Here is a 26,740-nt window from a genome sequence, read left to right on the forward strand (position 1 = left end):
AGGCGCTTCCCCTGCGCTCATGAATATAGGAAGCGGACTGGCCGGCTCGCTTGACCTTCATCAAGCTGGAAGGCCCGATTTGCGCCAGGCGTCGGCGAGCAGCGCGGCCAGCGCGCATGAAGCGAGCCTCACAGCCACGCCGTCCGCCCTACTCGTCAGCACGATCGGTACGCGCGCGCCGACCGCGACGCCGGCGCTCGCTGCGCCGCCGAGATACTCGAACTGCTTCGCGAGCATGTTGCCGGCCTCGATGTCGGGCACGACGAAAATATCTGCGCGGCCCGCGACCTTCGAATCGATCCCCTTGTCGAATGCCGCGCGCTGTGACACCGCGTTGTCGAACGCCAGCGGGCCGTCGACGATTGCGCCCGTGATCTGGCCGCGTTCAGCCATTTTGGCGAGCGCCGCCGCATCGAGCGTCGAGCGCATCGCGGGATTGACGGTCTCGACCGCGCACAGCACGGCGACACGGGGACAGGGCACGCCGAGCGCGTGCGCCACGTCGATGGCGTTCTGCGTAATCGCCACCTTCTGCGCGAGATCAGGTGCGATGTTGACGGCCGCATCGGTCAGGATGAACGGCCGTGGATAGGCTGGAGACTCGATCAGAAAGCAATGGGAGATTCGCTTGCCCGTGCGGAGGCCAGATTCTGTCGCGACGACCGCCGCCACCAGTTCATCGGTGTGCAGGCTGCCTTTCATCAACGCGGCGACCCTGCCTGCCGCTGCGAGCTCAACCGCCCGCGCGGCAGCCGCGTGGCTGTGCGGCACATCCTCGATCGGCCAGCGGTCGGGATCGATACCCTCCGCTCGCGCTACGGCCAGCACCTTCGCTCGCGGGGCAACGATCAGCGGCTCGATCGACGCATGAAGTGGCGAGTCGCGCAGCGCGGCCAAGGTCGCGATGCTGGCCGCGTCGGTTGGGTGCACGACCGCGATCACGAGCGGCGGCACGTCGCGGGCGCGCGCGATCAGCGCAGGGAGCGTGCCGTCCGCGGATTGCAGCAGGCCCGGTAGGTTCGTGCTGTCGGCCGAGCCGAATGTGGCGCTCCCGTTCATGTCTCGAGGACGTAAGTGCCGGGTGCCGGTCCCGATCCCGGCGTTGTGGCCACCCATTCCCCCCGTGACGAAGGCGCCATGCTCATTTCACAGGGACGCTCTCCTGCGCCGCATGCACGCCGGCCCGGCGCCGCGCGGGCTCTGGCACCGCCGCGGCGCCGTCCTGCCGAATCGCCGCCGTCATGCCCTGCTCAAGCGCCTCCATCCAGTCGCGCCACGGCATGCTGGCCTCGTTAACCACCGCGAGCCGGCTGAGGTCAGGCAGCCAGTCCGTCTGATATTTGTCCAGCCAGCCTGTCTGGTATTCGCGCAGCCACTTTCGCCACGCCGTCGCGCTCTCATACTGTGCGCGCAGGCACGCGTCCCCGGCGTCCCGCCAGATCTCCACGCTTGCGATCACATAGTCGCGCAACATGCGCTGGACCGCTTCGCCAAACGTGCTCCAGTCGCTCGTGTCCGCGAGCGCTTCCTGCAACCGCTGCGTCGCATCGCAATCCCGCTCGATGCGGCGCCCTATCAGCGCATGCCACTCGCGCCGCCAGTCCTGGCCCAGCGCCAGCAACCGCAGCCCTGCATCGCAGCCAGTGCGCACGCCGTCGAACGGCGTTACCTTGGCGTCGTTCATCATCATCCCCCTTTCGATCCGGTCGGTTGATCGGGATCTCGTCCCGCGCCGCTCCTCGGAATTTGGCGAAGCGACCGTTTCACTGTGTGTTCGAGGCGCGTGGCCGCGGTTGATCTGAGTCAAGCGTGCGACCGGCCTGCTTCATAGACTGGATTGCACTGACGGATTCACCGTCGATGGAGCGACTGCGATGAGCTACAAGAGCATCGTTGTGCACCTCGATACGAGCGATCGCGCGCACGCGCGCCTCGAGTTTGCGTTGCGGCTCGCGCGGCGCTTTGACGCACACCTGACCGCGCTGTCCGCGATCTACACGCCGGAACCCGTTTCGTTCTACGTGATGGCCGGTTCCGCAGACTATTTCCGGGAACACCGGGAACGGCGCGACGAACGCCTTGCCGCGCTCGAGCGCCTGTTCCACGCGGAGACGACACGCGCCAAGGTGTCGGCCGACTGGATCGCCGCGGACGCGCGCGCCAACACCGTCGTGCCACGCCATGCGCGTCATGCGGATCTCGTGATCGTCGGCCAGAGCGATCCGAACGATCCCGAGACCTACATCGACGACCAGTTTCCCGAGAACCTCGTGCTGTCGGCCGGCAGGCCGGTGCTGTTCGTCCCGTACGCGGGCGACTATCCGTCGCTCGGCGAGCGCGTGCTCGTCGCGTGGGACAGCAGCCGGGAGGCGGTGCGCGCCACCCACGACGCCATGCCGTTCATCGAGCATGCGAAGCGCACGACGGTCGTCGCCGTCGGCAACGGCAACGACCCGGACGCCAACGTGCGCATCCCGGGCGCCGACGCGGCGCTGATGCTCGCGCGGCACGCATCGGACGTCAACGTGCTCGACATCGAGTGCGGCGCCGACGCGTCGATCGGCGACACGCTGCTGTCGCGCGCGTACGAGACCGGCGCCGATCTGCTCGTGATGGGCGCTTACGGTCATGCGCGCTGGCGCGAACTTGTGATGGGCGGCGTGACGCGCACGGTGCTGGCGTCGATGACGCTGCCGGTCCTGATGTCGCACTGAGCGATACGATGCGTACGCGTGCGATCCTCGTGATCAACGCGGGCTCGTCGAGTGTCAAGTTCGCGGTATTCGCGTATCCGCCGCATGGCGATCCCCAGCGCAGGCCGTTGCATGACGGCGAGGCGCTCGTCAGCAGCGACGGCGTCGGCGTGCGATTCGACGCCGAACCGCCGCGCCGTCTGGCGCCTGCCTGCGGCGATCCCTATCGCGAGATCTTCGCGCAAATCGTCACGTGGGTCCGCGAGCGGCTGACGCACGTCGCACTGGGCGCAGTCTCGCACCGCGTTGTGCACGGTGGCGCGCGTCATGCGGCGACGGTCGTCGTCGATGAAGACGTGTTCGACGCGCTCCGCACGCTGACGCCGCTCGCGCCGCTGCACCAGCCGCACTGCCTGGACGCGATCGCCGTGTTGCAAGCGGCATGGCCGGGACTGCCGCAGGTCGCGGTGTTCGACACCGCATTCCATCGCACGCTGCCCGTCACCGAGCAACGGCTGCCGTTGCCGCACGCGTGGTTCGACAAGGGCGTGCGCCGCTACGGATTCCATGGCCTGTCCTACGCCTACCTGTCCGTTGCGCTCGACGAAGCCTTCGGCACGCGCGCGCGAGGCCGCGTTATCGCCGCGCATCTCGGCAGCGGCGCGAGCCTGTGCGCGATGCGCGCACTGCGCAGCGTCGCAACCACGATGGGCTTCTCCGCGCTCGATGGCCTGATGATGGGCACGCGCTGCGGCACGCTCGATCCTGGCGTCGTGCTGCATCTTCTCGACGTCGGGCACCTGTCGCCCGACGCGCTCGGACAGATCCTGTATCACGAGTCGGGGCTCAAGGGCGTATCGGGCATTTCCGGCGACCCGCGCGTCCTCCTCGAGCGTGAAGCCGCTGGCGACGCAATGGCGCGCGATGCACTGGCGCTGTACGTCCATCGGATCGTGCGCGAGGCGGGCGCGCTGGCCGCGCTGCTCGGCGGCCTCGATATGCTGGTGTTCACGGCCGGCATCGGTGAGCATTCCTCCATACTGCGCGAGCGGATCTGCGCGACGTTTGACTGGCTCGGCATCGAGTTGGACGCGGCGGCCAACGCGCGGCATGCACATGTCGTGTCGCGCCCGTCGAGCGCGGTCGCCGTGGTCGTCGAGCCGACCAACGAGGCCTGGATCGCGGCGCGCGATGCGATATGGCTGCTACGGGACGGCCGCGGCGCTTGATCCAGATCAGCGCGACCACGCCGCGTGCGCCGATGATGAATGCATCCACGCCTGTTCAAGGGAACCGCCATGTACTCGCATATCCTGGTCGCGCTCGACGGCAGCGAAACATCCTCGCATGCACTCGATGCCGCGCTGACCCTCGCGTCGGAGACGGGTGCGCGGCTCACTCCCGTCTACGTCATCGACTTCCTGGTGCCGGCCTATGACGCGCTCGGCTACGATCCGTCGATCCTGATCGACGCGTTCCGCGAAGAAGGGCTGCGCGTCACCGACGACGCCGCGCAACGGATGGCCGAGCGCGGCGTGTCCGGCACGCCGCAGATCGCCAACGTCCAGCCGGCCGGCGAAGACATCGCGGATCGCATCCTGCTCGTCGCGCGAGAAGTGGGTGCCGACCTGATCGTAATGGGCACGCACGGCCGGCGCGGGTTCCGGCGCCTCGTGCTCGGCAGCGTCGCCGAGCGCGTGCTGCGCGGCGCCACGCGCCCCGTCCTGATGATTCCGGCGCGCTGCGCGCCGCAGCCCGCCGCCGCAACCGTCGCGGCCTCGACCGAAAAGGAGCCGTCATGAGCTACAAGACCTTGCTCGTCCATCTCGACGACAGCGAGCGCTGCGCCGCACGCGTCAAGCTCGCGCTCGATCTTGCGGAGCGCTGGAACGCGCACCTGATCGGTCTCTACATCGTCTGCCAGGACCTGTTCGAGCCGCTGTTGCGGCCCAGCGAGCCGCTCAAGCTCGCCGTGTACGAGCGGCTGTGCGACGAGCGCCGCAAGCAGGCGGAGGAGCGCTTCCTCGACGCGGCCGAACGCGCTGGGCGCAGCGTCGAATGGCGGGCGCCCGCCGGCCCCGCGACCGAGACCGCAATCCTGCATGCGCGTCACGCGGATCTGCTCGTGCTCGGCCAGCAGGCCCCCGATGACCGCATGACGTACATCGCCCGCCATTTCGTCGAGGACGTCGTGATGGCCAGCGGCCGGCCGGCCATCATCGTGCCTTACGCGGGCCAGGTGCGAACGCTCGGCGAGAACGTGCTGATCGGCTGGGACGGCGGCCGCGAGGCCGCGCGGGCGGTGGCCGATGCGATGCCGCTGCTGATGCGCGCGCGGTTCGTCAACGTCGAAACGGTCGCGCGCAAGCGACCCGATCCGGACAAGACGCCGGCCGGCGTCGACGTCGCCGCGTACCTCGAGCGTCACGGCGTGCGCGCGTCGTTCTCGACGACGCCGCGCGAGAACGACATCGGCTCGGGCATGACGCTGCTGAACCGGGCCAGCGACCTGCACGCGGATCTCATCGTGATGGGCGCGTACAGCCATACGCGGATGCACGAGCGCGTGCTCGGCGGCGCGACGCGCGCCCTCCTCGAAACGATGACGGTGCCGGTGCTGATGTCGCATTGACCGGCGCACGGGGCGGCCACATCCGGGCGCCCCGTTTTCCGTTTACAGCACCGCGGCGCCCGCTTCCGGCGCGTCGCGTACCAGCAGTACCGGCCGGTCAGCGGTGCGCAGCAGCGACTCCGCGACGCTGCCGAGCAGCGCCCGGCGGATGCCGCGGCGTCCGTGCGTGCCCATCACGATCAGGTCGGCGTCGCATTCGGCGGCGGCGCGGGCGAGCGCGCACGACACGTCCTCGCCGCACGCGTCGACCGTCAGCGCGGTGCCGCGCACCCCGCTCAGCCGGAAGGCGGTTTCCGCATCGGCCACGACCGTGCTGACCGCATCGGTGTCCAGCCCACGCCAGTCCCGCTGCTCGACGTAGCCGCTGTCGACGTTGGTGAGCCGCAGCGCATCCGAGACGACGCACACCGCCACCACCAGCCCGCCCGACGCGCGGGCGAGCCGGATCGCCTCGTCCAGCGCAAGCCGTGCGCCGCGGCTGCCGTCCAGCGCGGCAAAGATCCGTTCGTACATATCGCCTCCCGATCACGCATCCCGTTTCCCCAGTCTGGGCCGGGCGCGGCGCCGACGCTTGACGCGGGTCAAGCCCGGCCGGCGTCGCCCCGGGTCGCGCCCCGATTGGCGAATATCGGCAAAAACGCGCACAATTCCTGCCATACAAAGCCGTATCTGCCGGTTCCCCCAATCTGTTTCACGCCCGGCCGTCGCCTGTCGGCGGCGGCGACATCGTTCAGGATGATCGCCCATGACCGCGCATGTGCCTTCCTCCAACGCCGCCCCCAAGGCGCGCCGGGGCCGGCCCTTGCCGCGCGCGACCCGGGCCGCGCTGCTGACGCTGGCGATCGGGGTCGTTGCGTCGCTCGCCGCCGCGAGCATCCTGCAGATGCGCGCGCACGACGCGGCGCGTGCGCAATTCGAGCGCGACGCGACGCGCATCACCGCAGGGCTCCAGCACAACCTGCTCGACGCGACCGCCGTGCTGCGCGGCGCGCGCGGCTTCGCGGCCGCGACGGCCGCGCAACCGGGCGATGCGTGGCGGCGCTACGTCGCCGGCCTCGATCTCGACAGCCTGCAATCGCCCGTGCGTACCGTCGGCATCATCGGTACAGCCGGCGTCGCGGACGACGATCAGGCGACGCAGCGCGCGTTGCGGCGCGCGGCCGAAACCGGCAAGGTGGCGCTGGCGGCACGGTTCGTGCGGGACAGCGCCGACGCGACAGCCAACCGCCCCGACCTCGCGCTCTATCTTCCGATCGGAACGGGCGGCGACGCGCTGCCGACGGGCAACCCGCAGCGGGCGGCGACAACCGGATTCGTGTACGCCGGGCTCGACGCGCAGCGGCTCTTCGATCTGCCGCCCATTGTTCCGCTCGGCCTGCGGGCCACGGCCGACAATCCGCCGACGGTTGTCTATACCGGCGGCCTGAACGCCGGCGAAGCGCCCGCCGCCGGCGAATCCGCGCGGCGCACCGACACGTTGACGTTCGGCGGCACCACGCTTTCGCTCGCGTACAGCGCGCCCCTTCCCGACGCGTCGGGCACCGCGATCGCGGTGCTGCTGGCCGGCCTCGCGCTGTCGCTGGCGTTCGCCGCGAGCGTTCATCAGGCCATCGCCCGGGGCCAGCCCCAACCGGGTGCGCCCGGCAGCGGCAGCCCGCTCAGCGAAGCGCGCATGATGGGCATCATCCGGTCGTCGATGGAGGCCATCATCACCATCGATGAAAGTCAGACGATCGTCATCTTCAATCCCGCGGCGGAACACGTGTTCGGCGTGTCCGCGATGGACGCGATCGGCGCCCCGCTGTCCCGCTTCATCCCGGAACGCTTTCGTGCCTCGCACGCGAAGCACGTCGAGCAATTCGGCGTGACGGGCGTGTCGGAGCGGCAAATGGGGCGGCAGCGCGTGCTGTTCGGGCTGCGCGGCGACGGCACGGAGTTTCCGATCGAGGCGTCGATCTCGCAGATTCGCGACGGCGCCGACAAGCTGTACACGGTCATGCTGCGCGACGTGACCGAGCGCGTGCGCTCGGAGAATGCGCTCAAGCAGTCACGCGAGGAGCTGCGCGAGCTGTCGGCGAACCTGCAGAACATTCGCGAGGAAGAAAAGACGCGCATCGCGCGCGAACTGCACGACGATCTTGGCCAGCAGCTCACCGCCCTCAAGATGGATCTGTCCGCCGTCGAACTGGGGCTGGCGAGGCAGCCCGCCCCCGGCGGCGGCGTGCGCGACCAGTTGAGCGGGATGCACCGCCTGATCGATGCGACCGTCGCGTCGGTCCGCCGCATTGCAGCGGACCTGCGGCCCGTGATGCTCGACGATCTCGGGCTCGTCCCCGCGATCGAATGGCTCGCGAACGATTTCACGCATCGCTACGGTATCGAGGTCGAGCGACACATCGATCCCGCCGACACGATCTTTACCAGCGCCGGCGCGACCGCGCTGTTCCGCATCGTCCAGGAGGCGCTGACCAACGTCGCGCGGCACGCCGACGCGACGCGCGTCGTGCTGACGCTGAAGGTCGACGACGGCTACTGCATGCTGCGCATCGCCGACAACGGCCACGGCGCGCCGGAACGCCCGCAGGCCGTGCGCGATCATCCGTCGTTCGGCCTGATCGGCATCCGCGAGCGCGCGCACATGCTCGACGGCACGGTGACGATCGACAGCGAGCCGGGCAACGGTTTCACGATCACCGTGGCGCTGCCGCTCCACGCGATTCAGCAGAGAGGCGTGCTGTCATGATCAAGGTACTCCTCGCGGACGACCACGCGCTCGTGCGGGAAGGCCTGCGCCACATCCTGCAGAACGCCAGCGGCTTCGAAGTCGCCGGCGAAGCGCAGGACAGCGTATCGACGATCGCGCTCGCGCGCAGCACGGACGCGAACGTGCTGGTGCTCGACCTGTCGATGCCCGGGCGCAACGGCGTCGAGTTGATCAAGCAGATTCGGGAGGAACGGCCGACGCTGCATATCCTCGTGCTGACGATGCACGCGGAGCAGCAGTATGCGGTGCGTGCGTTTCGCGCGGGCGCGTCCGGCTACATGACCAAGGAAAGCGCGAGCGCCGAGCTCGTCGCCGCGCTGACCAAGATCGCTGCCGGCGGCGTCTACGTGAGCCTCACGATGGCGGAGCAGTTCGCGCAAAGCCTCAACGAGCCGGCTGACCTGCTGCCGCACCAGCGCCTGTCCGATCGTGAATTCGACGTGTTCCGCCGGATGGCGGCCGGCCAGTCGATTTCCGAGATTGCGCACGAACTGTGTGTGAGCGTGAAGACCGTCAGCACCTACAAGACCCGCATACTCGACAAGATGCAGATGCCGAACGAAGCGGCGCTCGTGCGCTACGCAATGCGGCACAAACTGTTCGACGATTCCGACGAACTCTGACGGCTGGCTCCATGATTGCCGCAATCAGGGCGCGGGAACGGACACCGTTGCGTCACATCACGACCGGTGAACTTGGGAACTCGTCGACTGGCGGGCGGGTGGCCGGAAAGTGCGTCTTCAGCAGCTCGGTAACCTGTTCGATACCCTGCAGAACACCCGACGCAGGCGGAAGCGCAGCCGCGCCTTGGCGACCGCAATCAGTACTGCCCCGGTATCCCCGGCGGCGACCGTGCAGCGGCTGGGTGCCTGTGTGCCGCTCCCCAGGGGCAGCTTCCAGTTCTTTTCGCCCAGTTCCAAAGCCATGTACAGCTGGCGAGCTACCGTCGTATCCTGCCCTTGAAGGGCTGTGTCGGGCGCATGCATTTGCGTGCTTCTTACGAGAAACGAGTCTCCGAATCCTCGTCTTACTCTAGGGGCTTACTTCCACGCCCCTTCCATAGGAAGTATCTAGCATGCTGACATGTGGAGGAGATCGTGCGCGTACTCGTCGTCGAAGATGCATGCCGGCATGCACGCGCTCACGGCCCGATCCGCCGCTGGCGAGCTGCCATCGGGCGGTGATACAGAGCTCGTCAGGTCATTCATGCAAGCGTTCCTGTCATTGTGGCGGCGACATGTCCTATCCGTCACGGCAACCCTGATTCTGCTCACCGGCAGCGCCTGGCTGTTCCTCGGTGTGCTGGAAGACGTGATTTCGCGGGATCCGCTCCTGCAGGCGGACCTCATTGTCTGGCGCGCCCTGCAGGACCTCCGGCCATCGTGGCTCGACAGCGTGATGACCGGGGTGTCCGAATTTGGCGACGCCGCGGTGGTCGTCCCCGTTGTGCTGGCCGTACTTTCGTGGCTGATCTGGCATCGACTCTGGCGCGCGGCGCTGTACTGGCTGGCCGCGGTGGGGGGCGCCGAGGTCATCGTCAAACTGCTCAAACTCCTGCTGCATCGCGCCCGGCCGCGTCCATTTGCTGCGGGCATCGAGAGTTTCTCGTTTCCGAGCAGCCACGCAACGCTTGCCATGGTCACATATGGCTTCCTCGCGTTTCTGCTCTGCGAAGGCCAGCGGCACCGGACGCGCGTCGCTATTCTCGTGACTGCGACGATCACCGTGACGCTGATCGCGGCGTCGCGCCTCTATCTGGGCGTGCACTGGTTGTCGGACATCGTCGCGGGCATGAGCCTCGGTCTTGCGTGGGTCGCGGCTCTTATCATTGCATACTCGCTCAGCACAGCCCGGCCCATCAGGTCGCAGTGCCTCACGTGGATTGTCATGATGACACTGCTGACAGGTGCCACGCTGCACATGGTCCGGTGGCACGTTACGGACGTGGCGCTCTACACGCCGCTTCGCCATATCACGCGGATGACGGCCACCCAGTGGCGCTCGGATGGATGGCGTGCGCTACCGATGGGACGGGTTGCGGTGGTTGGTCGGATCGACGAGCCGTTCGTTGTTCAGTGGGCGGGATTCTCCGCAATGATCGGGAGCGCGCTGCAGGCCGTCGGTTGGAAAACGGCTGACAGCGGGCTGGCCTGGCTGCGATGGGGCGCGCCTCGCGCGGTAACCCTCAAGTTCCATGACGGCGCTCCGCCGGCGATGACATTCGTACAACGCGATTCGGCCTCACCAGACAAGCTGTTGGTGTTGCGGTTGTGGTCGAGCGATTGCATCCTTGAACGGCCGGGCGGTCCGTCTGGCGATATGCCGGTCTGGGTCGGCACTGTCACGCGCGAGCGTGTGTCGGCACCCTGGTCATGGACGGTCTCGGTCCCGTCGGTTGACGAAGATTTCGCGTCACCCGCGAACGCGTTCGGTCAACGCTTTCCTGAAGCGCGACGCGTCACGCGCGATGACGCGGCAAGCGCTCAATTCAGGCAGTGGGATCGCCGTGTTTGGCTTGTGTGCGCTGGCGGACGCGCACGGGAGCCAAGTCACGGAGTGGCGATGAACCCAGGGTTGGATCCATGCGAGTAACAGGAAACGTTCATGCATGCCTGGCTCATCTCGATTACCAAGGGTCTGCATCGCTGGCTGGCGGCCTTGTTTTCCGCGCAAATGTGGAATCGATCGCGGCAGCCGACACAGAAGCCGGCGCGCATCCTCTTGTCTATAGCGGGTGCGCCATTCGCAGTCGTGCTGTCGGTCAAGTACGGCCTGGGGGCACGATTGCGGTAAGTGGCCGCTGACGGATTCTTCATCTCGTTACAAGACGCTCTATGGAAACCATCGAGGCATTTAACCAGGCGCTCTTCTTGATGAGCGATACCATTTCTGCAGCGACGCATGCCTGGCAAAGTTCCGATCTGCCCCGGAGAAATACGTGGACTCCCGGCCTGCCGAGCTGACGCCTCCAGCACCTGACGGCACGATCTATACCTGCCCGATGCATCCGGAGATACGCCAGGACCATCCCGGCCAATGCCCGAAGTGCGGCATGACACTGGAGCCCATACTGCCGGACCTCGACGAAGGCGAAACCCCGGAACTCGCCGACTTCCGACGCCGCATCTGGTGGATGCTGCCATTGACTGCCGTGGTATTCGTTTCGGCAATGTTCGGCCATCGGCTCGAATGGATGTCTGCATCAACCGAAAGCTGGGTCGAGTTCCTGCTCTCCACGCCCGTCGTCCTGTGGGCCGGCTTCCCGTTTTTCCGGCGATGCGTGCGCTCGTTCCTCAACCGCAGCCCGAACATGTGGACGCTCATCGGGCTCGGCACCGGCGCGGCCTACCTTTACAGCGTCGTCGCCACCGTCTTCCCGAGCGTGTTTCCGGAGACGTACAGCGCCCACGGCCGGGTGAGCGTCTATTTCGAAGCGGCGGCAGTCATCATTTCGCTGACGCTGCTCGGGCAACTCCTCGAGCTGAAGGCGCGCTCGCAAACATCCGCCGCCATCAAGGCGCTTCTCCGGCTCGCGCCCAAGACCGCCCGACGCATCAACGCCGACGGCTCCGAGGAAGATGTCCCGCTGTCTCACGTGCACGTCGGAGACCTGCTGCGCGTCCGGCCGGGCGAGAAAGTCCCCGTAGATGGTGTCGTGACCGACGGCTCGAGCGCGCTCGACGAATCCATGATTACTGGGGAGCCCATTCCCGTGACGAAGCGCGTTGGCGCCCCTGTCATCGGCGCGACGATGAACACCACTGGCAGTCTGGTCATCCGGTCCGAAAAGGTCGGCTCCCAGACCGTGCTGTCGCAGATCGTCCAGATGGTCGCGCAGGCGCAACGATCCCGGGCACCCATGCAGCGGATGGCCGACAAGGTGGCCGGTGTATTCGTCAGTGCCGTCGTCGGCATCGCGCTGCTGACGTTCGTGGTGTGGGGCCTGCTTGGGCCCGAGCCCAGCTGGGTATTTGGCCTCATCAATGCGGTCGCCGTGCTCATCATCGCGTGCCCGTGCGCGCTTGGCCTCGCCACGCCGATGTCCATCATGGTCGCCAGCGGCAAAGGCGCCTCCAGCGGGATTCTATTTCGCGATGCGGCGGCCATTGAAAATCTGCGCAAGGTCGACGTGCTGATTGTCGACAAGACAGGAACACTGACCGAAGGGCGGCCGGCCTTCGACCGGGCTGCGGGCACCAACGGCTTTACGGCCGAGGAAGTCCTTCGACTCGCGGCGAGTCTCGACCAAGGCAGCGAGCATCCGGTTGCTGCCGCCATCGTCGCGGCTGCTCGCGACAAGCGTCTGGCCCTGGAACGTGCGGAGAAGTTCGAGTCCGCGACAGGCATCGGGGTGCGAGCCCGCGTTGCCGGCCGAAAGCTGGCATTGGGCAATACGGCGTTGATGCAGGCGGATTCTGTATCCGTCGCGTCGCTCGCCAACGAAGCGGACAGCATGCGGGCGCAAGGCGCAAGTGTCATGTACCTGGCGGTCGACGGACGCCTGGCGGGACTGCTGTCGGTAGCCGATCCCATCAAGGCGACGACGCCGGAAGCGCTCGCGACGTTGAGGGAAAACGGCATTCATGTCGTGATGGCGACCGGCGACGGAGTGGTGACGGCCAAGGCCGTTGCCGGGAAGCTCGGCGTCGACGAATTCCACGGCGAGGTCAAGCCGGCCGACAAGCTTGACCTGGTGACGAAGCTTCAGCAAGCCCGGCATGTCGTGGCAATGGCGGGAGACGGCATCAATGACGCGCCCGCGCTTGCCAAGGCGGACGTCGGCATTGCCATGGGAACAGGCACGGACGTGGCAATGAGCAGCGCGCAGGTGACGCTCGTGAAGGGCGACCTGCGCGGCATCGCGCGCGCCCGGAAGCTGTCCGAGGCGACCGTCGCGAACATGAAGCAGAACCTTGCCTTCGCGTTCCTGTACAACGCGCTTGGCGTGCCCCTGGCTGCCGGGGTGCTTTACCCGCTCACCGGTTTGCTGCTCTCGCCGATGATCGCCGCGCTTGCGATGAGCCTGAGTTCGGCCTCCGTCATCTCGAACGCGCTGCGGCTGCGTCACGCCAGGATCTAGTGTCACCTACCCGTCCCTGCGGGACATGAATCAGATGAGGCATGGCGCCCAATCGTTTTCATACCGACGGCATTTCACTTCGGCATGTGAACATACAGCTCGCGCGAACGTTTCCGCAGTGACGCGATCGAAAGATCGAATGGTTTCCTTGAGGCATGTCAAGCGCCGCCGCTCATAGACACGCACGATGGATTCAACGAGCGCAATGACGGACCGCTCGAACAAGGAAACCGCTATGGAAATCTCGTTACGCGACCTGCTCACGGTCCTGCACGGCATGGGATTTGGAGCGTTGTTCATGCTGGCGTTTTCCGGTGCGCTCGCGGAGCTGTACCGGATGTCGGCGCCCGGCGCGCCGACCGTCCCCTCTCCCCGCGAGCACCGGCTGCTCATGCTTTACCTGTCGGCGATGGTGATCCTCGCTTGGACGAGCGTGTTCTCGGGCGCCTACGTCGTCTATCCGTGGTACCGGGCGATTCCGCCGGCGGGGCTGACCGATCTGGCCAACTATCCGCAACGGCTGCTCCTTGCCAGCCCCAACACGTCAGGCTGGCATAGCCTCGGGATGGAATGGAAGGAACACGTTGCGTGGCTCGCGCCGATTTCGATGACGATGGTCGCCTACGTGTTCGGCAAATACGGTCCGTCGCTCGTGAAGCTGCCGCAGATTCGCCATGCAGTTCTGGTGTTTGCAATCGTCGCGTTTGCGACCACTGCCGTCGCGGGTGCATTCGGCGCCTTTCTGAACAAGTACGCCCCGGTCCGCGGCGGCCCGGCCATTCATCTCATGACGGGAGAATGAAATGAACCCGACCGAAACCCGTGAATCTGCACAACGCGCGGCCGACCAAGGGCGTCGCCAGCCCTCCTCATCGCGCGAACATGCGCAACCGGCACACAGCGTTGCGACCGAATCCGTCGATAACGGCCCGGCCGCCGCGGCCATTCTTGCCGCCGGCATCGGTTGCTTCGCTGTCGGACTGTTTGCACTGGCCGGCGATGCTTCAAAGGCCATCGCGCATTTCTTCACGTTCTACAAGCCTACCGGGCCACTTTCCGGCGTAACGACGAGCGCGATCGTCGTATGGCTGCTCTCATGGTTCGTGCTGTCGCGCCAATGGGGCAAGACGTCGGTGACGCTCAGCCGCGTCATCTTCGTCTCGTTCGTTCTGCTGGCCCTGAGCGTGCTGCTCACTTTCCCGCCATTCATGGATCTGCTCCAGGGAAAGTGAATATCGGCGGCAGATTCTTGTGAACGGGCGCCACGCGATGTGGCGCCCTTCGTTATTTTGCGACACGGATGCCGAAACGATGGTGGAATCGCCGTCCGACAGCGGCGGCCCGCCGCTCTCGCGACAATTCGGCGTACCCCTGTAGGAATCGTCCTACGTCGCTTCCATGCCACCTACCGCATCTTCAAGCCACGCTGATTTCGCTCGGGTTCTACACCGTCCATACTGACCATCATCAAAGCCGGATAAACGTGCGCCGCCTCGAACGCCAGCGGCGTCGCCGTCCGGCGACGGTACGATCGATCGGCCCATGCCGATGCGGTTGACTTCCACGAAGACGGCGAACCATCGACGCCGCTTGCAAAATGGTGGACGCGATCTTGCCCTGGTCCCGTTCGCCACTGACCCAACGAACTGGAGCAGATCATGCTGAGCCATGTCGATGCCGTGACGGTCGCCACCTCCCGCTCCGTCATTCCGCTGTACCCGGTCGAACCTGAGGACCAGCCCAAGCGCACCGCGTCCCGCTGTTCGTCCTGCGCGCTGCGCACCGTATGCATGCCGCAGTCGCTGACGCCCGCGGAATTCGCGCGTATCGATGCGATGATCTGGACGACGCGTCATGTGAAGCGCGGCGAGACCCTCTACCGCGCGGGCGATGCGTTCCACAGCATCTACGCGGTGCGTACCGGCTCGTTCAAGACCGTCATTATGCATCGCGACGGCGACGAGCAGGTGACGGGCTTCCAGATCGTCGGCGAGCCGCTCGGACTGGACGGCGTGCATGCCGGCCGCCATAACGGCGACGCCATCGCGCTCGAAGACAGCACCGTCTGCATCATTCCGTTCGGCCAGCTCGAACAGCTGTGTCACGAACTGCGACCGATGCAGCATCACGTCTACCAGATGATGAGCGGCGAGATCGTCCGCGAATCCAGCCTGATGCTGCTGCTCGGCACGATGACGGCCGAGCAGCGCGTCGCCGCGTTCCTGCTGAATCTGTCCAAGCGCTTCAAGGCGCGGGGCTACTCGTCGGCGGAATTTGTGCTGCGGATGACGCGTGACGAGATCGGCGACTATCTCGGGTTGAAGCTCGAAACGGTCAGCCGCATGCTGTCGAAGTTCCAGCGCATGGGGATGGTCACCGCGCAGGGCAAGCAGATCCGCATCGTGGACGCAGACGGCCTCAAGCGCCTCTGAGCATTGAAACGCGCAAATGCGGCGTGCCACCATCGTGGCCTCCCTCCTCGATCGCCCTCGCACGCCTTCAATCGTGCGCGCTTGATCCGCCTCAAGGCTGGCCGCCCGGCTCGACATTGGCTTCCCTCGGCCATCCGCGCTTGACATGGGTCAACGGGCCCCGGCCGCTTACTGACAGGATGAAAATGCAATCCGCCGGTTGGCGGCTACCTGGAGATCGCCGGATGAACCCCCTTACCTCACTCGCAGCAGGTGTCCCGCTCGACGATCAATTGAGGTCGCTGCTGCGCTATGCGGTGCTGGCGCCGTCGAGCCACAATTCCCAACCGTGGCGGTTCATCGTCGACGGCAACACCATTGCCGTCTGCGCGGACCGGGTGCGCGCGCTGCCGGTCGTTGATCCGTTCGACCGCGAGCTAATCATCAGTTGCGGCGCGGCGCTGCTCAACCTGCGCGTCGCGCTCGTTCATGCGGGCTTCGCGCACATGATCGGCACGTTCCCGTCCGACGTCGATCCCGACCTGCTCGCGCTCGTGCGCGTCTGCGGCGACGGCTACGCCGACGCGAGTCTCGGCGCGCTCTTCGACGCGATCCCGCAACGGGTCACGACACGCGCGCCGTTCGCGGCCGACCCCGTTCCCGGCGCGCTGCAGCGTGAACTGGTCGAGGCCGGCACGGCGGAAGGCGTCGACGTGGGCTGCGTAGAGTCACTCGCCCGGCGGGCTCAGATCGCCGAGCTGGTCGCCGACGCCGACCGCCAGCAATTCGCGGACCCGCGGTTCCGGCGCGAACTGGCGAGCTGGGTCGATCCTCGCCGGCGCGTCGATGGCATGCCCGCGTTCGCGGCGGGCGTGCCGGCGCTGCTCGATTACGCGACGCCCATCGTCACGACCGCGGTGCGCACGTTCGATCTCGGCCACGGGCTCGCCGCGCTGCATCACCAGCTCGTCGGCGCGTCGCCGCTGCTGGTCTGCATCGCGAGCGCGCGCGACGACCGCGATGCGTGGCTCGCCGCGGGGCAGGCGCTGGAGCGGATGCTGCTCGTCGCCGCGCGCGCCGGCTACACGGCGTCGTACCTGAACCAGCCGATCGAAACGGCCGCGCTGCGCAAGCAACTCGCGCACCTGTTCGACCTCGGCGGCGAACCGCAACTGCTGCTGCGCGTCGGGCGCGGCCCGCATGCGCCGCATTCGCCGCGCCGGCCGCTCGACGAGGTGGTGTCGTAATCCGGTCCTGCCAGCCCCGCCAAGGAGCAGAACATGAACTTCACGCGCCCTCTCGCCGCCGGCCTGCTCGCCGCGGCGGCCGGCATCGCCGCCGCGCAGACGGCGGTGCCGGAGCCCACCGAGCTCGTCGACGCGCAGCACTGCATGTTCTGCCATACGCCCGACATGCCGTTTCTCGCGCCGTCGTTTCACCAGATCGCGGATCGCTATCGCGACAAGCCGCGCGCGGCCGAACAGCTCGAAATCAAGCTTCGGCTCGGCGGACGCGCGCACTGGGGCGACACGCCGATGCCGTCCGCCGCCGAGCGCGGCGGTCCGCTGTCGCGCGACGACGCGCACCGGCTCGTGCAGTGGGTACTGAGCCAGTAGCCGCGCCGGCCCCATGACGGCTGCACTCAGGGGCACGCGTGCCGACGTCGCGACGAAGACGGCGCCCGGCAAACACCGACACACGCGGCGGCGCACAACCGGCGGCCGGCGCGCGTCCCTACCGCGTTCGCGCCGGGGGCTGAACCTCGCCGCAAGCGCAGGCGTGGACGCCGACACCGCATGCCTGACGCGCCCGGCCATGCGGGGTATCCGGCTGCAGCTCGACTACTGGAATGCCGAGGAACGCCTGCAACGCGAGCGCATAGGGCATGCCGTCGTGATTTACGGCAGCACCCGCATCGTCGCGCCGGCTGTGGCGAACGCGCGGCTGGTCGACGCGAACCAGGCGCTCGCGGAGCGGCCGCACGACGCGCGCCGACGGCGCGGCCGAGCCCGTCACCGACATCGACGTCAGCGCGGCGGACCGGCTCGTCGCGCTGGCCGACGAACTTCGGGAGCGCGGGATCGCGCTGTGCTTCGCCGAAATGAAAGGGCCGGTCAAGGATCGCCTGCGCGCCTACGGGCTGTTCGACACGTTCGGGCCGGCGAACTTCTTTCCGACGGTGACGGATGCCGTCGCCCACCATGTCCGGCAACGACGGGAGGACGCGCGGGCCGGCCACGTGTCGCGCACGCGTCGCAGGCAGGTGCGGCGCAAGCTCAGGCGGCCCGCGCGACGCTGACAGCGGACGACCTCCGCATCGGGCGGGCCGGTTCGCGTCAGAGGGTGAACGTGTCCGACTTCTTCATTTCGATCCACGTCATGCCGGTTCGCAGCCCTTCCAGCGCCGCTTCGCGCTCGCTGGCGAAAATCCGGCTGTGCGCGAACGCGCGTTCGCACGTGCCGTCGGGCGCCTTGTGCGTCACATGGATCCGGCACTGGTAGCCGCCCCCGTCGGCGGCGGCCGTTTCGATCGCCACCGACCAGTCCGCTTCGTGAAGTTCGCCTGAAACTGTCATTTCCACCCCCACATCCATCCCGCGTCGGTTCCGCGCCGCGCCATCTCGAGCCGCCGCCGCTCAGTCGACCACGAGATTGTCGACGACCGCACGCACACCCCGCGCCGACCAGGCTGCGCCGCGCACCGCCTTGCGTTCCGCGAACGAGTCCACCTTACCGGACAGCGTCACGGTGCCGTCGCGCACCTCGATCCCGATGTGCTTCGCTTCGCGCTCCGCGTGACGCATGATCGCGCGCTTGATGCTCCCGCCGATGTCGGCTGTGCCGACAGCGCTCGTCACGGCGATGTGACTCGTCACCCCGGTCACGCTGCGCATCTGCGAGATCGCGCGCACCGCGAGATGGCTCTGGTACGCCCAGTCGACCTTGCCGGACAGCGTGATCCAGCCGTGCTCGACCTGCACCTTGACGGCGTCGTCGTGCAAGCCGACCGTCCAGTGCAGCACCGAGCGCACCGCGTTCGCGATGTCCTCGTCGGTTCGCACGTCGTCGTTCGGCAGATGCACGGTCATGTCAACGACGACGGCCTTGACGCCGGCCACGCGATTCGCCGAGCGTTCCACAGCGAGTTTTTCCGCATAGCTCGCGGGGTGACCCGACAGCGTGACGATGCGGTTCGCCACTTCGACGCCGATTCGCGTCGCGTCGATTGACGGATCGGACTCCAACTCTTCCTGCACATCCAGCTTCAATTGTTTGTCGGTTTTCATCGCCTGCTCTCCTGTGAGCCGCGGCGCACGAATCCGCCGCGTTACAACAAGATTTGCACGCGTGCGGCTTCGTTTCGCTGATGCAGGTCAACGGACGCGTGACGCGACCACGCAGGCGTTGCCGCAGCGCGGCTTGACCGAGGTCAAACGGCCGCTGGTCGCTCGTCCTATCGTGAGGTCGTCGCGCGCCGCGCTGCGCGCGAGTCCCTGTTTCGAGGAGACTCCTATGTCTGAACTGCAGCTATTGACCTACTCGCCTGCGCCGCCCGCCCGGCCTGCATCGCCGCAGGGCGAGTCGCCCGCGAGCATCAACCTGCCGCGTCCAGCGACCGACGGCGGTGCGCCGTTGATGACGGCGCTCGCACTGCGGATGAGCTCGCGCGAATTCGCCGCCACGCCGCTCCCGCCCACGACGCTCGGTGCGCTGCTGTGGGCTGCGGACGGCATCAACCGGCCGGCGAGCGGTGGACGCACGGCGCCGTCCGCGCATGCGTTCAACGAAATCGACATCTACGTGGCGCTGCCTTACGGCGTCTATCGTTACGATGCATCGGCCCATCGGCTCGTGCTAAAACATGCGGTCGACGCCCGCAACATGACCGGGTACCAGGATTTCGTCGGCCAAGCGCCGCTCGATCTCGTCTACGTGGTGCGGACGTCCGCAATCCTGGCGATGCCCCCACAGCAGCGCGATGTGCTTTCAGCGATTGCGGCCGGCGCAATCGCACAGAACGTTTCGCTTTACTGCGCTTCGGCCGGACTGGGAACGGTCGTCCGCGGCTGGATCGATCACCGGGCGCTCGCGGATGCGCTGAGCCTCAACGAGGACGAACTGCCGATCCTTGCGCAGACTGTCGGTTACCGGACCGATGGTGCGGAGCTGGCGGCTTGAGCCGATGCGCAACCGTCGTACCCTTACGTAGAGAATCGGCGCGCGGCTTGTGCCGCCCGCCGTGTCCTTCCCTGCGGCCCATGCGGTGTCGTATCGGTCATCATCCGGTCAACTGATCGTCAGCTTCTTCTGTCCAACCGGCGCCTTCTTCGGCAGCGTCAGCGACAGGATGCCATCCTGATAGGCCGCCGTCGCGTTTGCCTCGTCGATTTCGTCCGCAAGCGAGAACGAGCGGCTGATCGCACCGCTGTAGCGTTCGCGCCGGATCACACGCTCGCCTTCCTTCTGCTCCTTGTTGCGTTCGATCTTCGCGTTGATCGATATCGTCCGGCCGGTGACCTGAACATCGATGTCGTCCTTCGCAACGCCGGGCAGTTCGGCCTTCACCGTATAGGCTCTGTCGCTTTCGGTGACGTCGATCTTCATCGACGCAAGATCGGGCTCGTCCGTCATCGTTGTCAGGCCCCGCAGCGGCCGGAACAATCCTTGGAACAGATCGGAAACGGGTTCGATCGAGAATGGATCGTAACGCGTCAGATTGCTCATGGTTTGTACTCCTCGAACGGTTGGATGGGGCCGGCGCTTTCGTCCCGACAGGACCGGTCCGCAATTCAGAATGCGTCAGCACGACACGGCATGTCGCGCGAGGGACGAACGTTCTTCGCTACAAATCAGCGTAGCGGCAGGTGCCAGCCGCGGCTTGATGTGCGTCAACAGCACAGACCGGGTCATGTACAGAACCGGAACAAGCCGCTGTGAAGCAGGACCGGCCGTCCCCCGACCTCTTCCAGCATGCAGCGCGCCGCACGCTCGATCACGGGACGATGGCGCGCGAAAGCATCGGCGAGGTCCTGTTCGCGAGGCGACGCGGCGCCAAAGTGGTCCTCCAGCGCCTCGGCCGTGATCGCGCACCGCACGCGACCGCCTTCGACGAGCGCCGGAAAAGCCAGAACGAGATCCGGCCCACAGTACTCTGGCTTTTCGGCAGGAAACGAAATCTGCATGATGGTCACCCGATGCGCCAGTACTCGGTTTGGTGCCTGCTGCCAACAGCGTAGATTTGCCTGCCTGCGCGCGGTTGACTTGTGTCAACCCAGCCGCGCGGGAACATCGAACGGGCAAGCTACCGTTACGTCGACAGATTCCGCGGTCTCGCCCGCAATGCGCTCACTCCCAGTGAAACGCACCGTACTCGCTGATCTTCAGGCCAAACGTCTGTGCACTGCGTTCGAGGTGAGGGGTGGAGCGCAAGCGAAACGTCGCTGTTCCGGGGCGGCGCCTGGTCAGCGTCACAATCCAGGCCGGTGAACTGAGCTCGGCTCGATCGCCACAAACCTTTACCGAAGTCAATTTCGAAAAACAGCGAGACCTTCCCTTACCCTACAGCGCGCGTCTCGACTCCGACATCACCGGAACTCGGATCAAGAGCCGTGTTCGGAGGTCATCCGATACTCGATTGCTCAGGTGCTTGAACAGTTCGCTCGCGTGCCCGGCCACTGTCATTTCTGTATAGGATTACATGGGCGTGTCGTACAATTTTGGCAATACAGATGCATATTTCTTCGATGAATCGATCGCGCGGGTCGCACACCGTCTGTCAAATGATTCAGCATCCTAATCGATATTAATTTATCTGATCATGTGATGACGATGCTCACCAATTTCCAGCTACCAACACTGGTTGAAACTGGATCGTCAACGAATTGCCGAGTGGGAAGCAGCCAATTGCCCGGGACATTCTGCGAATAGCTTTGCTTCGCAATTGAGGTGCCGTTTCCGATTTCAGCTCGCGGATCGGCGCCTCCACTCAGCGACTACGCCCTGCTCTTTTAGGTACCACTCCACCCTGGATTTGCGCACTGCGCACCAACACGTTGTCGCGATGCGTGATTATCAGCCGGTACTGGTCTCGCAAGGCGGCCTCGATGCGTCGCCAACTCGGGTATGTATGCTGCTCGAGCAAGGTTTGCACCACGCGTAAGGCACACGTCGAAATTCGCTCGCGTCGCGCAATCTCGCGCGCGACTGCGGCTTCCAAGCGTTCCTGTCGGCCAAGTCGAGCAATTTGGCGCACAAGGTCAGGAAATCGTCTATGGAGCGAACTACGGTCAACTTCGAGCTTTCGCGCTACCTCGCGCATACTGCCACAGGGCCTTTCCCCCGACGCATAGCTCGATAACGCTTTCTCAATGCGCGTCCAATCCGTGTTGACGTGTGAAGTCCGGGACACCTTCGACACGATCTCGGCTGGAAGCGTTCGAAGCATCGCACGGGCCCAGGCATCTTGCCGGCCTCGCATCAGATCAACGAGCGGGATACCAAACACCCAGGAAATGCGCAGCAGCGCTCTGATTGAGGGAAAGCATTTGCGGTGCCGCCAATCCGATATGTTCCCGTTTTGGGTTGCACATAACTTGCCGAACGTTAATGCTTTCCCATGCGTGATCACATCAATCCCCGCCTCAATCATGGTTGGCCAATTCGACGGCGATAGTTCGCTCAAGCCGTCCGCCTGAAGTGCCAGCACCGCTGAAAAATTCTCGGAAATCCACTTGTCATATTGAGAGACTTGGGAGGCTTCACACGTATCCGTACACGCGCCCAGCCACGCACGACATCGTGAGCAAAATCCCGAAACACGATGCCGGTCGAGTTCATGGCGATGCTTGAATCCACAATGAGGACAGGTGTCGGTTAACTCCAGATGATGTACCGGACACGCCTTCACGAGACCAATTGACCAAATGAGCCGCTCGTATATCCGCGTCCCCTGCTCGAGATCTTCGTGCAAACACTTGGGGCACCAGCGGCGCGAGTCGGCGAGCCAGCCTGTGATATTTCCAACGGCACGCTTGATGGGCAACAGCGTCAATTGCTCCAGATCTCGCCGCGCGACAAGCGGCTCAAGGTAAAGGATCCAGGCATTTGCGGTCCTGCCCCCGCCATTGACATAGCCCAATCGCTGCCCGGAAGCAAATGGGCGTTTTTTCCAGGTCGGCGTGGCCGGCCAATCAACGAATGCGTTGACCAGCGCGCTCACTGATACCTGGGCGTCGGCTGCCATGTGTGCCACGTAGTCCGACAACTTTTGACGCGCAGCCGAATCGATTGCCTGCGGAAACGTATCAAATTGCGCCCGCGCAGGCAGTCGATAGGTCGCGTCGTATGTCAGCATATTAGTTGCAGAACCAGCCCCGGCTTGGCCTGGTCCTTCCAATCCGGTTGCGATGCGTAACGGTTTTGCTAGCCTCTGGGCTATCGTCGATGGCAGCTTCGCTTGCAACCGGCGCCGGCTCCGTGTGCCCGCGGTCTTCGGGATGGGGCGCACCCTCGACGCGCCGGTAACCTGAATAGATTTCCTGCCGGAGGCGTTCGAGCGTCGAGGGCGGATAGCAACTATGAAGCAGCACCGGATGATCAATCCGCTTTCCCTCCGCCATCGCAATCGACATCGCTTTGACGAGGATGCGCTTCAAGTGGCCGATGCACCCCAGCGACTGATCAAATAACATCTCGGCGAAGCGCCCCAATGAACAACCCTCATTAAATGGGATGCAATTCTGGAGCGCGATCAGGCCGTGCATGAACTGTTCCGCTTCGTCACGCTGATAGGGCCTGAAATGAATCACTTCACCGCGTCGCGCGAGTTGTCCGCTCTGCGTCACGAGTTCGTAAAGCTCATATGCGCCAGTCAGCAAAAGGCGCGTATCGACCCGGTTGACGATGGAGCGCAACGTGTTGGCGTGCCGCTTCACATGCTCATGCTGACTGGACAGCAAAATATTTGATGCTTCGTCAACGAAAATCAGCGCCGGTGACCGCATCACCATTGCACGTCGCAGACGTTGTCGAAGTATGCGAAGTGACGGCCGCGGATGCCGGTCAAAGACAGGGACGACCACCTCACGTCCCGCGACCATGCGCTTGACCTCGGGCACGCTTTCGCCAATTAGGGGAATTTGCAGTGCACCGAGGATGGATTCATAGAAATCCAACCAGTCAAAACGATCTCGCTCCGCTGCCCATGCCTCCACCCATGCTGCGGGAATGCGATGTGAATCGTCCGGAAACGCATCAAAATACTCCCGGTTGATCATTTGACACAAGACTTCGCCCAACGCGCTCTTGCCGACGCCCGCTGGCCCGACCAGAACCAGCATCGTTCCGCGCAAGCCGCTGTCAATCATTGACCGGAGTTCGGCGAGCTTCGCGTCGAACAACGGATGCGCCACGATGGAATTCCGGAAGAACGCCAGTTTCACGGGAGCAGCCGCCTCCTCCAGTTCACGCGGATACAAAACGTCAGTGCGTGTCGTCGACCGGATATCTGCGCCCATGAACGCCTCCTGCTGCCAGTTTCTCGAACACCGATTCCATCGACACCCCTCGCGACTCCGACTCGTCCATACGATCGACCTCCAATGGCGGAACGGTTGGTGGCAACGTCACGATCGGCAATCGATGTCTCTCCGATTCAATCATCTGTTTGGCCAGTCGTGTCGTCTTGACGATGGCCTGTTGATGGGATGCATGGGTTCTGCGACACAAAACGAGCCGCTCTTCAGCCCGTGCTTGACTTACGAAATCGGTCGTCTGTTCGTCCAGCCGCCAACGCGTCGAGTACATCGGGATCCATTCCCCGTCGACACGGGCGTACGCGATTTCCGGTCGCAGCAAATGCATTTTTACCTCGACTGGTCGCTGATGATAGCGAGCCGACTCCAGCCTTGGATTGCGATACCAGTCATAGTTCAATCTCAACCCTCGTTGCGCGTCCAGGATCCGTGTTGTTCCGTGCGCGGTCGGAAAGGCATGGGGTATGCAGTCCGCATAGCGTTTGAGACGATTGAGCCGCTCCCCGGAACTCAACATCCCGGTCTCGTAGAAAGAGCGAGGCGACGCCCGCAGCGTCCCATGACGCCGCGTATCGTAAATATCGAAGAAGAAACGTTCGAGCCCCTCATACAGGTCAGGCAACGTCAATCTTGCCAGCCGCGCTGGATTGGTTTCTGCCGTCAATTCACGGACGCAACGGCGCATCTTGGTGTTGCCCGGCAAATTGTGGAGGAGCATCGTTTGAGTCACACCGAAGTAACGTTCGATCACCGCGCCGTACCGGCAGGCAGAAGCGGGACGGCTCTTGGCTTCGATCCGCAGAAAATTCAATAGATTGAAGAAATCTCTGGAGCCGAACTCCGCACCGCCATCGAAGATCAAAGTCGCGGGCACACGTCCGAAACGACGGATCATATCCAGGACGGCCGCCATGCAACTCAAGTAGCGCGGGCTAAGCAGCGAAAGATAGAATCCCAGGATTCGGCGGCTATACGCGCAAATCAGCAACGTTAGGTACGGTCGCCCCAACGTTTCGCCGCTCTCCATCGAGACTACTTCGATCTCCAGCGGCGTATGGTCGATGTGGACAAATTGCATCGGATAGTCGCCATGGACGGGTGTCTCCCGATTCATTGTCCAATGCAACGGTGTCACCTGATAGGCGGCCTTTCTCCCCCGTCGTTTCCGCTCCATCCTTGCCCCATTCTCCCGTTTGATGCGCTTCAAGAACGTTTGCTTCGAAACGGTTTCACCGATCTCCGCCAACTCGTCGCACAGCTCGCCGTACACGAACCATTTGGACTTGCCGGTCAGCGTCTCGTATTTTTCCTCAATCGCCTTGGTCATCAACTCGTCGACTTCCGGTTTCACCTTGATGAGGCGATTTCCGCGCGCTTGCCACCGCGGCAGGAAAGCTGCCAGGACGTCGGATCCGCAGGCCGTGGCCTCGCGCTTCTTTCGCGCGTACTCCCGGTATGTTCGATCCGAGTACTCGCGAACGGCCGCGCTCCGATCTCCGGCCTCCCAGGCAGCCAGCAGATCTCGCATCTTCTGTGCATGCTGTACGGCTCGCGTGCTTGCACATCGCCACGGCGAGTCCACGGTCAACCCCGGGGGATCGTCAACGCGGTCAATGAGCACGAGGGTTCCGGACGCGTAAGCCTGCTCGACAAACGACTGCCGCAGTATCAATGGCTCTCGATCCTCTTCCGACTGCAGCAACACCTCGAGATTCCCGGACGCGGCAACGGTGTAGTGCGTACCTGCCAGCGTGAGCTTTGCACCAACAGCCAGCAGTTCTCGATGCCAAGGTGGCAAGCCATCATTCGCGGGTTGCGCGAATGAATGCTGGTACAGATCGAGCGCTACCGCGTCCCTGAAGACCATGAAGCGATTGCAATCCTTCACGAATGCACTGGACCAGTCCGAGAGAATGCGCCGCTCTGCGAGGGCCAAATAGAAATCGTCCTTCGCGCGATGAGGAAGAGCATCGAACAACTCGCCGAGCGTTGCGTATCCGTTCAACTGAAAAAATTCAGCGAGTTCCCGGTCGAATCCCCGCTCGACGGACCCGCTATCGAGCAAATAAGTGCGGAGAAAATCCTGATTACGGCTCACCCGGTCAGACAGTTCCCGGTCCGTTCGAAGGCGGTACGTCAGACCCAGAGCGATCGCCGCCGCCTCAACCTGCGGCGACCGCGTTTGATTGCCCGCCACCACAAAACGGCCGCCGCTTTGCTGGTCTGATTTTTCAGTGCGGGCGAATGGCAGCCAGTCATCCAGATAAAGCTGATCGGCCGTCATCACAAGGAACGCGGGCACATGGTTGTAGTGAATGGTTTGCCCGTTCCGACTTGGATATGCAATATTGAGAGAAATCGCCCCGTCGAGGTAACCGACCACCTGATCATCAAACATGTAACTGAGCGCGGCTCGTCGCTCGAGGGCATTGGCCACATTCACATACATACCCATTTTGGGACAGGGTAGACGGCTCGGCGCCGCGTGCGGCTTCGGCACCGTCCAGCGCGCCGGCTGGCGAAATGCCTCAAGAATGCGCTGACGCGTCGAAGGTGGGGTTTCCAAGCGATCGAACAGCGCGTACAACATATCAGGATCGAAGCGCAACATGATCGCTCCCTTTTC

The 26,740-nt window shown here is 64.7% G+C and carries 27 protein-coding genes and 1 pseudogene; 17 read left to right on the top strand and 11 right to left on the bottom strand.

Translation table 11 applies throughout. The annotated features are described in order from the left end of the window. Positions 1–60: 60 nt before the first annotated feature. Both KY49_RS30665 and KY49_RS30670 read right to left on the bottom strand, forming a co-directional pair. Entirely contained in the window at positions 61–1,059 is a 999-nt protein-coding gene (locus KY49_RS30665; RefSeq protein WP_042588072.1) for a bifunctional enoyl-CoA hydratase/phosphate acetyltransferase, read from the bottom strand. Positions 1,060–1,141: 82 nt separating this feature from the next. After that, positions 1,142–1,690 carry a hypothetical protein gene (locus KY49_RS30670; protein ID WP_231636551.1) on the bottom strand — a complete coding sequence of 183 codons (549 nt, stop codon included), beginning with the start codon at positions 1,688–1,690 and terminating at the stop codon, positions 1,142–1,144. Positions 1,691–1,874: 184 nt separating this feature from the next. On the opposite strand from KY49_RS30670, the gene KY49_RS30675 reads away from it, so the two are divergent. From KY49_RS30675 to KY49_RS30690, 4 genes are all read left to right on the top strand, one after another. Next, positions 1,875–2,714 (top strand): universal stress protein, encoded by an 840-nt coding sequence (locus tag KY49_RS30675; protein ID WP_042588073.1) that lies wholly within the window; start codon positions 1,875–1,877, stop codon positions 2,712–2,714. Between the two features lie 8 nt (positions 2,715–2,722). Next, a complete protein-coding gene (locus KY49_RS30680) occupies positions 2,723–3,922 on the top strand; it encodes an acetate/propionate family kinase (RefSeq protein ID WP_042588074.1) in 1,200 nt (399 codons plus the stop codon). A gap of 69 nt (positions 3,923–3,991) precedes the next feature. Then, on the top strand, positions 3,992–4,495 hold the full coding sequence (locus tag KY49_RS30685; protein WP_042588075.1) for a universal stress protein: 504 nt from the start codon (positions 3,992–3,994) through the stop codon (positions 4,493–4,495). Then, a complete protein-coding gene (locus KY49_RS30690; protein ID WP_042588076.1) occupies positions 4,492–5,325 on the top strand; it encodes a universal stress protein in 834 nt (277 codons plus the stop codon). Before KY49_RS30685 ends, KY49_RS30690 begins: the two co-directional genes overlap by 4 nt. A gap of 42 nt (positions 5,326–5,367) precedes the next feature. Here the strand turns inward: KY49_RS30690 and KY49_RS30695 are convergent, their stop codons facing one another. Further along, positions 5,368–5,838, bottom strand: a complete 471-nt coding sequence (locus tag KY49_RS30695) for a universal stress protein (protein WP_042588077.1) — start codon at positions 5,836–5,838, stop codon at positions 5,368–5,370. 232 nt (positions 5,839–6,070) lie between these two features. Between KY49_RS30695 and KY49_RS30700 the strand changes: the two genes are divergently transcribed. Beyond that, positions 6,071–8,068, top strand: coding sequence for a PAS domain S-box protein (locus tag KY49_RS30700; RefSeq protein ID WP_042588078.1), 1,998 nt, complete (start codon positions 6,071–6,073; stop codon positions 8,066–8,068). Further along, positions 8,065–8,712 carry a response regulator gene (locus KY49_RS30705; RefSeq protein WP_042588079.1) on the top strand — a complete coding sequence of 216 codons (648 nt, stop codon included), beginning with the start codon at positions 8,065–8,067 and terminating at the stop codon, positions 8,710–8,712. Before KY49_RS30700 ends, KY49_RS30705 begins: the two co-directional genes overlap by 4 nt. A 117-nt stretch (positions 8,713–8,829) precedes the next feature. Here KY49_RS30705 and KY49_RS30710 read toward each other — a convergent pair whose 3' ends face one another. Beyond that, positions 8,830–9,075, bottom strand: a complete 246-nt coding sequence (locus KY49_RS30710; protein WP_042588080.1) for a hypothetical protein — start codon at positions 9,073–9,075, stop codon at positions 8,830–8,832. 220 nt (positions 9,076–9,295) lie between these two features. Here KY49_RS30710 and KY49_RS30715 point away from each other — a divergent pair, with 220 nt between their 5' ends. The 10 genes and pseudogenes from KY49_RS30715 to KY49_RS36545 all read left to right on the top strand — a co-directional run. After that, positions 9,296–10,681 carry a phosphatase PAP2 family protein gene (locus tag KY49_RS30715; RefSeq protein WP_231636558.1) on the top strand — a complete coding sequence of 462 codons (1,386 nt, stop codon included), beginning with the start codon at positions 9,296–9,298 and terminating at the stop codon, positions 10,679–10,681. Between the two features lie 12 nt (positions 10,682–10,693). Then, the gene (locus KY49_RS37880) at positions 10,694–10,882 is read left to right on the top strand and encodes a hypothetical protein (protein WP_156162643.1); all 189 of its coding nucleotides are present in this window, start codon (positions 10,694–10,696) and stop codon (positions 10,880–10,882) included. A 41-nt stretch (positions 10,883–10,923) separates the two neighbouring features. After that, entirely contained in the window at positions 10,924–11,052 is a 129-nt protein-coding gene (locus tag KY49_RS39080) for a hypothetical protein (RefSeq protein WP_269433333.1), read from the top strand. A gap of 38 nt (positions 11,053–11,090) precedes the next feature. Continuing rightward, positions 11,091–13,169 (top strand): copper-transporting P-type ATPase, encoded by a 2,079-nt coding sequence (locus KY49_RS30720; protein ID WP_042588081.1) that lies wholly within the window; start codon positions 11,091–11,093, stop codon positions 13,167–13,169. A 235-nt stretch (positions 13,170–13,404) separates the two neighbouring features. Then, entirely contained in the window at positions 13,405–13,971 is a 567-nt protein-coding gene (locus tag KY49_RS30725) for a hypothetical protein (protein WP_042588863.1), read from the top strand. 1 nt (position 13,972) lies between these two features. Then, the gene (locus KY49_RS30730) at positions 13,973–14,401 is read left to right on the top strand and encodes a hypothetical protein (RefSeq protein WP_042588082.1); all 429 of its coding nucleotides are present in this window, start codon (positions 13,973–13,975) and stop codon (positions 14,399–14,401) included. Positions 14,402–14,827: 426 nt separating this feature from the next. Then, complete coding sequence (gene fnr / locus KY49_RS30735; protein ID WP_042588083.1) at positions 14,828–15,601, top strand: fumarate/nitrate reduction transcriptional regulator Fnr; 774 nt, start codon at positions 14,828–14,830, stop codon at positions 15,599–15,601. Positions 15,602–15,825: 224 nt separating this feature from the next. Then, the gene (locus KY49_RS30740) at positions 15,826–16,827 is read left to right on the top strand and encodes an Acg family FMN-binding oxidoreductase (protein WP_080493366.1); all 1,002 of its coding nucleotides are present in this window, start codon (positions 15,826–15,828) and stop codon (positions 16,825–16,827) included. Between the two features lie 33 nt (positions 16,828–16,860). Next, positions 16,861–17,196, top strand: coding sequence for a c-type cytochrome (locus tag KY49_RS30745; protein WP_042588084.1), 336 nt, complete (start codon positions 16,861–16,863; stop codon positions 17,194–17,196). A gap of 383 nt (positions 17,197–17,579) precedes the next feature. Continuing rightward, a pseudogene (locus tag KY49_RS36545) lies at positions 17,580–17,879 on the top strand (STAS domain-containing protein); the annotation flags it as partial. 37 nt (positions 17,880–17,916) lie between these two features. On the opposite strand, the gene KY49_RS30760 reads toward KY49_RS36545, so the two are convergent. Beyond that, complete coding sequence (locus tag KY49_RS30760; RefSeq protein WP_042588087.1) at positions 17,917–18,156, bottom strand: hypothetical protein; 240 nt, start codon at positions 18,154–18,156, stop codon at positions 17,917–17,919. Positions 18,157–18,216: 60 nt separating this feature from the next. Next, entirely contained in the window at positions 18,217–18,867 is a 651-nt protein-coding gene (locus KY49_RS30765; RefSeq protein ID WP_042588088.1) for a BON domain-containing protein, read from the bottom strand. A 226-nt stretch (positions 18,868–19,093) separates the two neighbouring features. Here KY49_RS30765 and KY49_RS30770 point away from each other — a divergent pair, with 226 nt between their 5' ends. Beyond that, a complete protein-coding gene (locus tag KY49_RS30770) occupies positions 19,094–19,759 on the top strand; it encodes a nitroreductase family protein (protein WP_042588089.1) in 666 nt (221 codons plus the stop codon). A 108-nt stretch (positions 19,760–19,867) separates the two neighbouring features. Here KY49_RS30770 and KY49_RS30775 read toward each other — a convergent pair whose 3' ends face one another. The 5 genes from KY49_RS30775 to KY49_RS30790 all read right to left on the bottom strand — a co-directional run bounded on the left by KY49_RS30775 (position 19,868) and on the right by KY49_RS30790 (position 26,725). Next, positions 19,868–20,305, bottom strand: coding sequence for an Hsp20/alpha crystallin family protein (locus KY49_RS30775; RefSeq protein WP_042588090.1), 438 nt, complete (start codon positions 20,303–20,305; stop codon positions 19,868–19,870). Between the two features lie 182 nt (positions 20,306–20,487). Continuing rightward, a complete protein-coding gene (locus tag KY49_RS30780) occupies positions 20,488–20,763 on the bottom strand; it encodes a DUF1488 domain-containing protein (RefSeq protein ID WP_042588091.1) in 276 nt (91 codons plus the stop codon). Positions 20,764–21,566: 803 nt separating this feature from the next. After that, the gene (locus KY49_RS36550; protein WP_082062477.1) at positions 21,567–22,934 is read right to left on the bottom strand and encodes a TniQ family protein; all 1,368 of its coding nucleotides are present in this window, start codon (positions 22,932–22,934) and stop codon (positions 21,567–21,569) included. 1 nt (position 22,935) lies between these two features. Beyond that, complete coding sequence (locus KY49_RS30785) at positions 22,936–24,096, bottom strand: AAA family ATPase (RefSeq protein ID WP_042588092.1); 1,161 nt, start codon at positions 24,094–24,096, stop codon at positions 22,936–22,938. After that, complete coding sequence (locus tag KY49_RS30790; protein WP_082062478.1) at positions 24,062–26,725, bottom strand: DDE-type integrase/transposase/recombinase; 2,664 nt, start codon at positions 26,723–26,725, stop codon at positions 24,062–24,064. Before KY49_RS30790 ends, KY49_RS30785 begins: the two co-directional genes overlap by 35 nt. Between the last annotated feature and the right edge of the window lie 15 nt (positions 26,726–26,740).

This window comes from Burkholderia sp. MSHR3999, from assembly GCF_000833595.1.
GTDB lineage: Bacteria > Pseudomonadota > Gammaproteobacteria > Burkholderiales > Burkholderiaceae > Burkholderia > Burkholderia ubonensis.